Annotated in this window: 12 protein-coding genes; 5 read left to right on the plus strand and 7 right to left on the minus strand. The window is 42.2% G+C overall.

Going from position 1 to position 12,292, the window contains the following annotated elements; genetic code table 11:
• Position 1: 1 nt before the first annotated feature.
• Positions 2–841: an SDR family oxidoreductase gene (locus FTT71_RS06870; RefSeq protein ID WP_179990229.1), complete on the minus strand. Its 840-nt coding sequence runs from the start codon at positions 839–841 to the stop codon at positions 2–4.
• Between the two features lie 211 nt (positions 842–1,052).
• Between FTT71_RS06870 and FTT71_RS06875 the strand changes: the two genes are divergently transcribed.
• The 3 genes from FTT71_RS06875 (at position 1,053) to phoR (ending at position 4,346) form a co-directional block, all read left to right on the plus strand.
• Positions 1,053–1,772 carry a TetR/AcrR family transcriptional regulator gene (locus FTT71_RS06875; protein WP_179988766.1) on the plus strand — a complete coding sequence of 240 codons (720 nt, stop codon included), beginning with the start codon at positions 1,053–1,055 and terminating at the stop codon, positions 1,770–1,772.
• A gap of 495 nt (positions 1,773–2,267) precedes the next feature.
• Complete coding sequence (gene phoB / locus FTT71_RS06880; RefSeq protein WP_004974162.1) at positions 2,268–2,978, plus strand: phosphate regulon transcriptional regulator PhoB; 711 nt, start codon at positions 2,268–2,270, stop codon at positions 2,976–2,978.
• Between the two features lie 9 nt (positions 2,979–2,987).
• Positions 2,988–4,346, plus strand: a complete 1,359-nt coding sequence (gene phoR / locus FTT71_RS06885) for a phosphate regulon sensor histidine kinase PhoR (RefSeq protein ID WP_179997048.1) — start codon at positions 2,988–2,990, stop codon at positions 4,344–4,346.
• A 96-nt stretch (positions 4,347–4,442) separates the two neighbouring features.
• Here phoR and asd read toward each other — a convergent pair whose 3' ends face one another.
• From asd to pncB, 3 genes are all read right to left on the minus strand, one after another.
• Positions 4,443–5,303: an archaetidylserine decarboxylase gene (asd, locus tag FTT71_RS06890; RefSeq protein WP_096901498.1), complete on the minus strand. Its 861-nt coding sequence runs from the start codon at positions 5,301–5,303 to the stop codon at positions 4,443–4,445.
• Positions 5,300–6,142, minus strand: coding sequence for a sulfurtransferase (locus FTT71_RS06895; RefSeq protein WP_167846417.1), 843 nt, complete (start codon positions 6,140–6,142; stop codon positions 5,300–5,302). The genes asd and FTT71_RS06895 overlap by 4 nt, the downstream gene beginning before the upstream one ends.
• Before the next feature lie 163 nt (positions 6,143–6,305).
• Positions 6,306–7,511, minus strand: a complete 1,206-nt coding sequence (gene pncB, locus FTT71_RS06900; protein WP_131261228.1) for a nicotinate phosphoribosyltransferase — start codon at positions 7,509–7,511, stop codon at positions 6,306–6,308.
• A 234-nt stretch (positions 7,512–7,745) separates the two neighbouring features.
• Between pncB and dtd the strand changes: the two genes are divergently transcribed.
• Positions 7,746–8,186 carry a D-aminoacyl-tRNA deacylase gene (gene dtd, locus FTT71_RS06905; protein ID WP_004974142.1) on the plus strand — a complete coding sequence of 147 codons (441 nt, stop codon included), beginning with the start codon at positions 7,746–7,748 and terminating at the stop codon, positions 8,184–8,186.
• A 62-nt stretch (positions 8,187–8,248) separates the two neighbouring features.
• Here dtd and FTT71_RS06910 read toward each other — a convergent pair whose 3' ends face one another.
• The 3 genes from FTT71_RS06910 to serB form a co-directional block, all read right to left on the minus strand.
• On the minus strand, positions 8,249–8,728 hold the full coding sequence (locus FTT71_RS06910) for a hypothetical protein (protein WP_004974140.1): 480 nt from the start codon (positions 8,726–8,728) through the stop codon (positions 8,249–8,251).
• A 209-nt stretch (positions 8,729–8,937) separates the two neighbouring features.
• Positions 8,938–9,273, minus strand: a complete 336-nt coding sequence (gene aciT / locus FTT71_RS06915; RefSeq protein ID WP_004974137.1) for a ciprofloxacin tolerance protein AciT — start codon at positions 9,271–9,273, stop codon at positions 8,938–8,940.
• Between the two features lie 401 nt (positions 9,274–9,674).
• Positions 9,675–10,895 (minus strand): phosphoserine phosphatase SerB, encoded by a 1,221-nt coding sequence (serB, locus tag FTT71_RS06920; protein WP_004974136.1) that lies wholly within the window; start codon positions 10,893–10,895, stop codon positions 9,675–9,677.
• Positions 10,896–10,973: 78 nt separating this feature from the next.
• On the opposite strand from serB, the gene FTT71_RS06925 reads away from it, so the two are divergent.
• Positions 10,974–12,233, plus strand: coding sequence for a hypothetical protein (locus tag FTT71_RS06925; protein WP_004974135.1), 1,260 nt, complete (start codon positions 10,974–10,976; stop codon positions 12,231–12,233).
• The last annotated feature ends 59 nt before the right edge of the window (positions 12,234–12,292 follow it).

Genomic DNA, 12,292 nt, shown 5'->3' on the forward strand with positions numbered 1-12,292 from the left:
ATTAACCGCGTTTCTTGCCCAACTTAGTCGCCCATGCGGTAACTTTCTGATAACCCGTTGGAACAATACGCTGGATTAAATCCAAAGTTTTGGCATCATTACCAATCAATAAACGGCGCTTGTCTTTTTGTACCGCTTCTAAAATTTGGCGCGCCGCTTCTTCAGGCGGGCAACGCAATAATTTATTAAAAGCACGTGCCGATTTTTCAGGATTCATGCCCAAAGTGCGCATGCTGTCGTTCATTTTAGCATTGTTGGCAATATTGGTACGAATCCCGCCTGGATGCACGCTCAACGCACTCACACCACAATTTTCCAAATCCAATTCCTGACGCAAAGACTCGGTAAAACCGCGCACCGCAAATTTGGTTGCGTTATAAGCCGACTGCGTTGGCTGTGCAGTTAAACCAAATAAACTGGAAATGTTAATGATATGACCATCTCCCGTTTGTTTGATTAAAGGCAAAAATTCTTTGGTGCCATATACCACGCCCCAAAAGTTAATCCCCACAATCCACTCCAGCTCTTCGTAAGTTGCACCCTCTACAGTAGAACCCAAAGCCACGCCTGCATTATTAAAAATCATATTGACCGAGCCGTGGTCTCGCACAGTTTCTGCCGCCCAAGCACGCATTTGCTCCAGTTGAGATACATCCACCTTTTTAATGGTCACACGCACATTGCTGTCTTTTAACAAGTCTACAGTTTGGGCCAAACCTTGTTCATTCACATCACTAAGCGATAAATGACAGCCTTGCTGTGCCAAAAGCACTGCCAGTTGCTGTCCAATCCCCGAGCCTGCACCTGTAATTGCGGCAACTTTATTTTTAAAATTTTTCATGTGGTTTCCTTGAGTATGTTGCCTGCACAGTTCAGACCTGCTTGTTTTTCTGTAGGGCTGTGCAGTTATATCGCTTTCAATATAATTTTGACAATAACTATTGTCAATATAAGTCAAAACGAATATCGCAAACAAATATGAAAACATAGGTTTAACAGATAATTATTGCTAATATAAAACCCATTAACGAATTTATTTGGCTCAAGTGAAGATGACAGAACAACTGCCCATCCACGCAGATACACAACAACAGCCCCAGAAACAACAAAAAGAACGTCAGTTTAAAGGTCTGTCTTTAACTGAACGCAAACAGGCACGTCGGGAAAAACTGATTGAAGCGGGTATTCAGGCCTATGGTACGCATGGTTTTTTTGCCGTGACTGTCAAAGATATTTGTACCGAAGCCAAACTGACCGAGCGTTACTTTTACGAATCCTTTAAAAAAAGCGAAGAACTATTTCAGACTATTTTTTTAAAACTGATTGATGAATTGCAGCAAAATGTCATGCAAGCCATTATGCAAGCATCCACCGACCCGAAAAAAATGATTGATGCAGGACTGACTGCTTTACTGACCACGCTAAAAAATAACCCGCAAATGGCACGTATTATTTATATTGATGCCATGCTGGTGCAAGAACTACATAACCAAGCCACCATTCACGAAACTATGTCGCGTTTTGACCGCATGATTCAGGCCTTTGTCATGCTGATGATGCCGCATTTAGACCGCCCCAACCGAGAAATTTCACTGGTAGCGACAGGCTTAAATGGTTATGTCACCCAAATTGCGATTCGCTGGGTGATGAGCGATTTCAAACAATCCATGGAAGATGTCTTGTCTTCTTGCCGTATTGTATTTTTATCGTTATTACAGACCTTTTCGGAAAAAGAGCAAGCTTTTGTGAAAGATTCTTCGACATTGTCATAAAATCGAAAAATATTCATAATATTTTTCAAATTCAGAGGGGTCTGCTGACATTTCATAAATGGCTTGCGCTGTAGGCTAAAACTGAGCAGATCAGGCATGAAACGCAGGGAATAGTGGGTCTATTGCCAAGTTTCATAACGCAATCTGAGAAAGTTTTAGCTACAGTCCTTCGGAACGAGCATATTTTTTTGCCGCTATTGCGTTATGAGTCAGTCACTTAGAATAACTAAATTTCCTGCCTCATGCCTTATATCAGCTAAAAAATCTTGCGAGATATATCTCTCACGTCGCAAACATAGACGAAGTGTCAGCAGACAATATTTACTTTGACTGAATCTATTCAGTTTTTTCATCAAATCGACACTATTTTGTCACAAATTATTGCAAAAATAGCCCATTCAACCCTTTCTGCAATGATACTGTCATAATTAATCTTTGTAATAAGCCTGTCATAAATAAAACGGTCCACCGTTAACATCTATAGGATATTGCGTTGTGAAAGATGACTACATTTTAATCGTCGATGACGAACTTCCAATTCGGGAGATGATCCATACCTCTTTAGATATGGCAGGCTTTCAGTGCTTACAAGCAGAAGATGCAAAACAAGCTCATCAGATGATTGTCGATCAACGTCCAGCGCTTATCTTGCTTGATTGGATGATGCCAGGCGGTGTCAGCGGTGTAGACTTGTGCCGTCGCCTAAAACGCGATGACAACCTTGCTGAAATTCCTGTGATTATGCTCACTGCACGTGGCGAAGAAGATCACAAAGTTCAAGGTTTAGATGCTGGCGCGGACGACTACATGACTAAGCCGTTCTCGACCCGTGAACTGGTGTCACGTATTAAAGCGGTCTTACGTCGTGCCAATGCCTTAAGCGGTGAAAAAACTATTGATGCCAACGGTTTAATTTTGGACCCAGTCAGCCAGCGTGTCAGTTTTGGTGACAATATTTTAGAAATGGGCCCAACCGAATATCGTCTATTGGCGTTCTTTATGACGCACCCAGAGCGCGCTTACACCCGAGCGCAATTGCTTGACCAAGTCTGGGGCGGCAATGTATATATTGAAGACCGAACTATTGATGTGCATATTCGTCGTTTACGTAAAGTTTTAGAACCGTATGGCGTAGACCGTTTTGTACAAACGGTACGTGGTACAGGCTATCGCTTCTCGACACGTGCGGATGTTGCTTTAGGCTAAAATTATTTTATGTACGAACCTTACCCAGTCCCTGAACTCGCCCGTGACCTCAAACAAGTTCGTTACAGCAGTTTATGGACTTTTGCCAAACAAGATTTTCGTTTATTGGCCTTTTTCCTAATTATTGCAAGCTTGATTGGTTTTGGGATTGGGTATTTTTGGATTTGTATTAGCCTCGCCTTTTTGCTGTTTTTTCTTCAGCAAATGCGCTCCCTCTATTTAGTTAATGATTGGATTTCCAATCGTCCTTATGATGTGCCGCCAAATCTGCATGGTATTTGGGGTGCATTACTGTTCAATGTTTATCGCTCACAACGTCAGGAACGTATCGTTCAGGCCGAAATGGTCGGGTTGATTGATCGCGCCCAGTCTTCATTGGTGGCGTTGGATGAAGCCGTGATGCTGATTGATGAAAATCATCAAATTGAATGGTGGAACCCTGCTGCTGAAAAGCTATTGGGTATTCAGCCTTTAGACCGTGGACGCAACATCCTCACTATTTTGCGCCAACCTAGTTTTATTGAATATTTTAATCATATTGATCAAGCACCTGACGGTTTAAAAATGAAATCTAGCGTGCATGAAGGGCAATATGTGCAAGTCAAAATGACTCAGTTTGGTGGCGATAGCCGTTTGTTATTTGCTTACGACATGACGCGTATGCATAACCTAGAACAAATGCGTAAAGACTTTGTCGATAATATTTCACACGAATTACGCACTCCGCTAACGGTGCTGAGTGGTTATATCGAAACCTTTACCGATCAGGAAGATATTAACCCGCGTTGGAAACGTGCTTTTGAGCAAATGCAGTCACAAACCAGACGCATGAACGCTTTGGTAAATGACCTGCTGCTGCTGTCGCGTCTGGAAAATGAAAAAAACATCGCCAAAAATCAAATTATTGAAATGCCAAGTTTAATGAATCAATTATTTGACGATGCACATGCCTATAACGTCGATTATGGACATACGCTCAACTTAAATATTGACAGTCATTATGATCTGATTGGTTCAGATGTAGAATTGGCCAGTGCCTTTAGCAACCTGATCACCAATGCGATTAAATATACCCCGAAAGGTGGGACGATTACCATTGGCTGGCATGATGATGGCAATCAAGGTTATTTTACTGTGGAAGATACAGGCATCGGGATTGATCCGAAACACTTACCACGCTTAACCGAACGCTTTTATCGTGTAGACAGCGCACGTAGCCGACAAACAGGCGGTACTGGTTTAGGTTTAGCAATTGTGAAGCACGTTTTGATGCAGCATAATGCACACTTAGAAGTCGAATCTAAAGAAAATCAAGGCTCTATATTTAAAGTCATGTTCCCAAAAGAGCGTTTGTATTACGAAACTTAAGCGCTGGTTGAGCTAAAATAGACAATAAATTACAGATTTAAAAAACAAAAAAACGCCAAATTACTTTGGCGTTTTTTATTTCTTTATTCACATATTTTATTCAGCAGAAACGATATGTCCCAGGGCTTTCCCCATTTCCACTACAGAATTGGCTTTGAATTCAGCATCCCACTGCATTTTATTTTCTTCAAACAAAACAATCGCGGTTGAACCCAAATAAAAACGTCCTAATTCTGCACCTTTTTCAAGGAATAATTGGTGCTGATTCAGCTCCAAACGCCCCGATGGTTTGACCTTGCCTGTCGCCACGGTTTCAATGCCCGCTACAATCATGGCACCCACTAAAACAACTGCCATACGCCCCAGTTCGGTATCAAACAAACACACCATGCGCTCATTGCGGGCAAATAAACCCGGAATATTTTCGGCTGTGGTTTGATTGACAGAAAACAACTCACCTGGCACATATAAAGTTTCGGTGAGTGTGCCTGCAAAAGGCATGTGTACACGGTGATAATCACGCGGAGATAAATACACGGTTGCAAACTGACCATTTTTAAATGGTTCAGCCAATTGCGGGTCGGCAATTAAGTTTTCAACCGTAAATTGCTGACCTTTGGCCTGAAAAATTGCCCCATCTTCAATTTTACCCAACTGTGAAATCGCCCCATCTGCAGGCGATACAATGCTGTTCGGATTGCTGTCAATTTCCCGCACACCCTGCTTTAAAGAACGGGTAAAAAATTCATTAAAAGATTTATATTTCAAGGCATTGCTTTGTTCTGCCAAAGACATATCAATGCCGTATTGCGCCTTGAATGCAGTGATCACCGCATTTTTGAGCACAGGATGCTCACTGGCTGCAAGTTTACCCACAACACGTGATAATTGATGTTGTGGCACAACGCGTTGTGCCTGAATGAAAATTTGTTTTTTTAAACGTGATGTGAGGCTCAAGACGGCAACTCTCCAGTAATAACAGGACTGTCAGGGCGGTTGCCCCATTCACTCCACGCACCATCATAGGCCTGAATTTTCCAACCCAATAAACGCCCTAAAATGTAGGCCAAACCTGAACGGTGATGTGACTGACAATACACCACTACAGGTTCGTTTAAATTGAATCCGAGTTGTTCCAGACGCTGTCGTGTGCGTTCTAAGGGATGCAATTTTAAATGATTTTCACGATTAAGGGCAGTACTCCATTCAAAATGCAATGCCCCAGGAATGTGACCGCCGCGTCGTGCAGCCAAACGCAGCCCTGTATATTCATCTATGGTGCGGCAATCCCAAAGTTGCACCGACTGGTTTTGGCACTTTTCTAATAGCTCATCATATTGAATTCGATACTGATTTTGCTCGGCAACAGGAACAAGCATGCTGACGGGTGTTAGCGGTTCAACCTCAGAAGTAGTTGGAAAACCTGCTGCCAACCATGCGTGAATCCCACCATTTAGTAAACTGGTATTTTCAAAGCCTAAACAGTGTAAATTCCAAATCAGACGCCCTGCCCATGCGCCACCTTCATCGTCATAGGCGACCACATGATGCTCAGGGGAAATACTCAAATACTGAATCAAGTCTTGTAAAGCCTCGGGTTCAGGCAATAAACCCGATGTATCTTCATCCTGACGTAGCAACATGCTCGGTTTGACCTGTAAAGCATGCGGAAGATGCAATTGCTCGTACACCGAATTGCGGCTCAAATCGACAATGCGCAATTTTTCATGCCCTAAAAAGGGAACTAAATCTTCTGCTTCAATCAGCAGTCCAAAATTGAATGGAGAAGTGCTCATTTTTATGCGGTTCAGTCTGTTTGGCAATCAACTTTAACTTAGTATAGGTCATTTTTGATAGCATGCTGTTTTTTTCATAACTTTCGCAGAATTTTAACAATCACATGCTTTAATCTAGAAAAAAACCGAAGATTTTCTTCGGTTTTTTCAATGTGCTCAGGTTTTAAACAGGCGTTTGTATTTCAAAAACTTGGCGTAAATATGCCAAGAAGGTGTCATTATCGGTCATGGTTTTACCCGGACTATCGGACAATTTCGCCACCGACTGACCATTACATTCCACCAATTTCAACACAATATTTAGCGCAGTTTGCCCCATATCATTGGTTAAGTTGGTACCAATCCCAAAACTAACCTGAAAACGGTCTTTAAAATACTGATGCAAGGCCCATGCTTTTTCGACATTTAAGCCATCACTGAAGGTCAGCATTTTAGTTTTACTGTCAATTTTTAGCTTTTTATAATGTGCATAAGCTTTATCGCCCCACACATACGGGTCGCCACTGTCATGTCGCAAGCCATCAAATAACTTGGCAAAATACAAATCAAAGTCACGCAGGAAAGCATCCATCCCGACCACATCAGTCAAGGCAATGCCTAAATCACCCCGATATTCTTGCACCCAAGTTTCTAGTGCGGCTTTTTGGAAGTCACGTAAACGTACATCTAGCGCCTGAAATGCCTGTAAAAACTCATGTGCCATTGTCCCAATTGGGGTAATGCCTAATTCTTTAGCCAACAGTACATTACTAGTACCACGAAACACTTCAGGTACAGCTTGATGAAAAGCCGCAATCACGTGCTTTTGCCATGCAAAACTATAACGGCGGCGCGTACCAAAATCTGAAACCAAAAATGGTGGATCTTCAGGCAGTTGCTGCTGTTGGTAACTTTGAATCAGGGCAATTTTTTGCTGTAAACGGCGCTCACCTTCTGCCCAAACCTCATCATTACGGATGCGCTGAAAATACAGTTCATTGACAATTGCCAGGACAAAAATCTCGAACATCATGGCCTGTACCATCGGGCCTTCTACCCGAATATCCAAACGACCTTGCGCATCAATACTGGCGTGAATAAAACGACGCTTGAGCTGAAATAATTCTAAATAATCGACAAAGTCACTTTTAATAAAGCGTAAATTACGCAAATACTGCAATTCATCTTCTTTAAATTTCAACTGACACAAATGATCAAGCTGCGCATTCAACTCAGCTAAAATATCGCTCAGTGGATACGCGGTATCTTCAAGATTACGGCAGCGGAATTGATACACACTGTGCGTTTGCGGAAATTTATGCAGCACCACCTGTAACATGGTGAATTTATATAAATCAGTATCGAGCAGAGATTGAATAATGGGGGTCATAGGGATCATCATTTCGCGGTACTTCTTGCATTAAAGCATACTTTATTCAGCAAAAAAGGGCTTTTATCGACAATCTTGTTACAACTTTGCTGAAGTGTAGCCTTCCCAAGATATTTTACCTCTCTGCGGGCAGCTACCGTTCTGATGCTTTCGTGATTGATGTTAATGCACGCCAAAGTGCCTAAGTTTGCTACAATCTGCAGCCATCCCCCACACTGAGAAAATTAGTCCCCCATGCGCGCATTATTACAACGAGTTCTTGAAGCCAAAGTCGTGGTCGATGGTGAAATCACTGGCGAGATTCAACAGGGTATTTTGGTATTTTTGGGCTTAGGCAAAGACGATAATTTTGAGAAAGGCAAAAAGCTGATTGATAAAATTTTAAAATATCGTTTTTTTGATGATGAACAAGGCAAAATGGGTTGGAATGTCAGTCAGGCCAATGGCAGTGTGTTATTGGTTTCACAATTTACCCTCATGGCACAGACTCAAAAAGGTTTACGTCCTGATTTTGGCCCTGCGATGCCCCCAAACGATGCCAAAGCGCTGTATGAACAATTGGTGGACTATGCCAAAAGTCAGTTTGACAGGGTGGAAACAGGTATTTTCTCTGCCGATATGAAAGTGCATTTGGTAAATGACGGGCCTGTGACTTTTTGTTTGGAAGTCGAGTAAATCACATATAAAAAAACCTCTGTCAAAAATTGATCAGAGGTTTTTGTTTGGGTCTGAGCAGCTTATTTACCCGTTTTTTGTTTAATAAACTGGCGTGCCATTTTAATTTTTTCTTTTACAGGTTTTGGTAGTTTAGGTGGAATCAATTTCGCTGCTTGGTTAAACCACACCAATAAGCCAAAATCACCTTCCATTTTAATGCTGCCATTTTGCATGCCTGTCATAAATGCAGTTGGATCACCTTTCATTAAGGTTTTTACGCCTTGCTCGCTGTCTGCAAACTGCAAAATAAAATCGGCTTTTTCTGCATCGCCTGCCACAGTGTCAATATGTCCATTGTTGACAATAATTTGACGCGCCATACCCAAGTCTGTGCCAATTTGAATACGGAACTGGCGTTCATGCACCAACTCAATAAATTTTGGACTGGTACGTGCCAGTTGTTTCATACGCAATGCCAAACCTGCCACGAGAAGGTCAAGTGGATCGGTGCTGACATCAACCAAAGGAAGTTTGACCACAGGAATTGCAGAAAGTTTCATGACAGTGAAGCCTATTGTAATTGTTGGATAATGAACAGACTCATCCTATCACAACTCCCGCTTTTTGCTGCAAGGCTTTGTATAACAATCTTTAGGAGGGTGTTAAAATTTTGTCGCTGTTTGGATGGCGCAAACTGCCGTACAGATAAAGCAAAAAAGATGCAAACCAGTTGCATCTTTTTAAAGTTTTTGAATTTAGTCTGTACGATTTAGCGGCTTGAGCACTGCTGCTGATCGTCTTCATAGACTGGGGTATGTTCGATATAGCGACGTTTTGCCAAAGCACGCTCTGCCCGACGGTCTTCTCGTAATAATAATAAAGTCACCAAAGTCATCGCCAAGAAAATTGCCGACAAGTAACTGTAGGTAATTGGCAGTTCAAATACGCTTTGCACACTGTAGCGCACCACTTCCAATAAACCCCAAAACACCATACCTGCCAACATAAAGTTTAACCAGCGACGATAAGGCGAAAAGAAAACAGCAATCAACGCAGCTGCGACGAGGCTTAAGCCTACAATGGTCGCTAAATTCGCTGTTAGCATAAAAACCTCCGTCTAAAGATGCAGCCTCTTTTTGAATTGGTCTGCGACTTCAAATACCGTTTAAATAAATAATGGATGTCGATTTAAATTCTATGTCTGCATTATGCTGCGTTTTCTAGATAAAAAAAGACTTGTATTTTTATAAAGCGACACACCTTGTCGCAATATTATATTGTCATTACATTTTTTAAATTTTGTAGTTTTCGGGAAGCTAAGCTAGCTCTTTATTCGCGTGTCATTACAAAAAAACACCTTATTTTTTTGCCTTAAAAAATATTTTTTTCATTCAATGCTGTTGCGGTTTTTATCGACAGTTTTTGTTTACCGTTCATCGTTATCTGCTGATTATACAAACAAAAAACGCAGCATGACTGCTGCGTTTTTTTCATTGAATTGTCATATTAGGCACGGTTCAAGTCTTTGTCATGCACGCCCAATAAGTACAGCACACCATCTAAGCCCACGCTTGAAATGGCTTGATTGGCGTTTTGACGTACCAACGGTTTAGCACGGAACGCCACACCTAAACCTGCAATAGAAAGCATTGGTAAGTCGTTCGCACCATCACCCACCGCAATGGCTTGTTCCAAAGAAATCCCCATTTTGTCTGCCAGTTCACGTAGCAATAATGCCTTACGCGCACCATCCACAATGTGACCTTTTACTTCGCCTGTAACCATGCCATTTTCCACATCTAGAATGTTGGCATGCACTTCATCAATCCCCAATTTTTCCTGCAGATATTCTGCGAAATATTGGAAACCGCCCGACAAAATAGCGGTGCGATAACCCAAAGATTTCAGGGTTGAAATCAGGCGTTCAGCACCTTCGGTCACGGTCAGACGTTCGGCAATTTTAGGCAACACAGCAGCATCTAAACCTTTGAGCAATGCTACGCGCGCGCGGAAACTTTGCTGAAAATCCAGTTCACCCTGCATGGCACGTTCGGTAATGTCCGCCACCTGATCGCCCACACCTGCCTCAATCGCCAACTCATCAATCACTTCTTGTTCAATGAGCGTTGAGTCCATGTCAAAACACACCAAACGGCGGTTACGACGGTAGGCATTGTCTTCTTGTACCGCGACATCCACACTCAGTTCATTCGACAGGCTTAAACACGCAGCACGCATGGCAACTGCATCTAGCATTTGTCCACTTAATCCAAACTGAATGCAAGCACGTTTAGGTTCATCTTCGGCTACATTAAGCTGTGGGCGACCCGACAAACGGGTTACAGTTTCAATGTTAAAACCTTGGCTAGATACAATATGCGTGACCGCCTGTAAATGTGAGGCATTCAGCTCTGGTGCCAGTGCAGTCACGATATAACGGGTACGACCGCCTTCTTTGACCCATTGCTCATATTCAGTTGCAGAGATTGGTTTAAAACGCACAGTTAAGCCAATATCATGTGCTAAAATCAGAATCTCCTTCATGGCTAAAGCAGTTGCAGTCTGGTCTTCTGATGCAACAACAATACCTAAAGTCAGTTGATTATGAATAACAGCTTGGCCAACATCTAAGATTTGTAAGGAATGAGCGGACAATACCTGCATTAATCGAGTAAACTGATTAGGTTGGTCAGGTCCTAAAAATGATATAAGAATGATTTCTCGCATGAATTGACTCGGGTCTGAGCTACAACTATTGTGAGAATCATAATCTAAATTGAATATAAATGCCTTGGAAGTTTTACCTTGAATGCGCCTAGACAAGGGCTATTTGCTAGCCTATTGATTGTAAGTTTTGCTTTTCACACCTTTTTATTGGTGCTTGCAACAACACACCAATTAAATGAAAACCGCGCCAATCAGGGGCAGTTAATGACCAGCCAACTGGTCACAGACAGCCTTTCTGAGCTGGAACCTGCCAATACAGTATCACTGGCATTATTGGTGAATCGTTATGCCACCAATCCAAGCATTGCTTCTATTCGTATTTTAGATGCGCAAAATCAGGTCTTGGCGACAGGTGGACAGTCACGTACCCGTGAAGGTGAAGTCTTTGTCCGCGATGCAATCATCAATGAAAAGAAAGTCGGCAGCATTGAAATTACCTTAATTCAGCCAAGTATTGGTGAAATTCTGCGTACCCAATGGTTAGCGACACTTTTATCATTATTGGTTCATGGCTTGTTATGGTTGGCTTATCGCGCGATTGCCCGTCCAAGTCGTAGTGAATATTTAGCACGCATTAATAATGAATCTCGCCTTAAACACGAATTACAATTATTGACGCAAGCCCTTGAACAAGAAAAACATCAAACGGCTTTGGCACTTGCGCAGGCACAGCAACAGCCTAAACCTGTGATGTCGCCTAAAGCAAACAAAGCCATTGAGCAAAGCCAAGAGCAAAACAACATTGCGCTGAATATTCAGTTTTATGACCCGAAACAATTATTAGACACGGTCACGCAAAGTGTGTCTGTGCCTTATTTTAGCTTATGTCAGATTTTCCTGAACAAAAGCATTGAACTGTGCGTACAACACTACAAGTTAAACCGTTCCGACATTCAAACAGTACAACCATTCCATGAAGATGGCGCAACACTCAGTATTGCAGCCAATACACCAAATGCAGCAGCCTGTATGGCCATGATTGGCACGGTGTTCCAGTTATTGTCTGAAGTGCTGTATAAGCGTTATCGTGAAGAAAAGCGTTTTGTGTTGCAAACTCGCAGTGGTTTATCAACCGCAGTCGAAGCCATGCAGTTATCTGCAGTGCAGGCAGCAGAGCGTTTGGTGCATCAATTATCTGCTCGTGAAAATGCAGTGCATTTACCGAATGAATTACTAGATGAACTGTCTACGCATTATGAATTAGTGAGTATGCCAAATCCGACCAATGTGCTGATGCGCCATGCCTTTATGGTTAATGGCATGGACAGCCAATCGGCTGAGTTGGCGCAAAGCCTGCGAACTGAAATTCTAAAAGGCAAACATTCAAGAGCTTCTTAAAATAATCCATGAGATGCCTTAAAAGCATAAAAACCTGAGTATGCACACATACTCAGGTT

The sequence above is a fragment of the Acinetobacter sp. YH01004 genome (assembly GCF_013420455.1).
Taxonomy (GTDB): Bacteria; Pseudomonadota; Gammaproteobacteria; order Pseudomonadales; family Moraxellaceae; genus Acinetobacter; species Acinetobacter towneri.

What these genes read in the sequence shown, in the direction of transcription:
- dtd (WP_004974142.1), top strand. Translation starts at nt 7,746, where the DNA reads ATGCGCGCATTATTACAACGAGTTCTTGAAGCCAAAGTCGTGGTCGAT.
- FTT71_RS06910 (WP_004974140.1), bottom strand. Translation starts at nt 8,728, where the DNA reads ATGAAACTTTCTGCAATTCCTGTGGTCAAACTTCCTTTGGTTGATGTC.
- FTT71_RS06875 (WP_179988766.1), top strand. Translation starts at nt 1,053, where the DNA reads ATGACAGAACAACTGCCCATCCACGCAGATACACAACAACAGCCCCAG.
- pncB (WP_131261228.1), bottom strand. Translation starts at nt 7,511, where the DNA reads ATGACCCCCATTATTCAATCTCTGCTCGATACTGATTTATATAAATTC.
- FTT71_RS06870 (WP_179990229.1), bottom strand. Translation starts at nt 841, where the DNA reads ATGAAAAATTTTAAAAATAAAGTTGCCGCAATTACAGGTGCAGGCTCG.
- serB (WP_004974136.1), bottom strand. Translation starts at nt 10,895, where the DNA reads ATGCGAGAAATCATTCTTATATCATTTTTAGGACCTGACCAACCTAAT.
- phoR (WP_179997048.1), top strand. Translation starts at nt 2,988, where the DNA reads ATGTACGAACCTTACCCAGTCCCTGAACTCGCCCGTGACCTCAAACAA.
- FTT71_RS06895 (WP_167846417.1), bottom strand. Translation starts at nt 6,142, where the DNA reads ATGAGCACTTCTCCATTCAATTTTGGACTGCTGATTGAAGCAGAAGAT.
- aciT (WP_004974137.1), bottom strand. Translation starts at nt 9,273, where the DNA reads ATGCTAACAGCGAATTTAGCGACCATTGTAGGCTTAAGCCTCGTCGCA.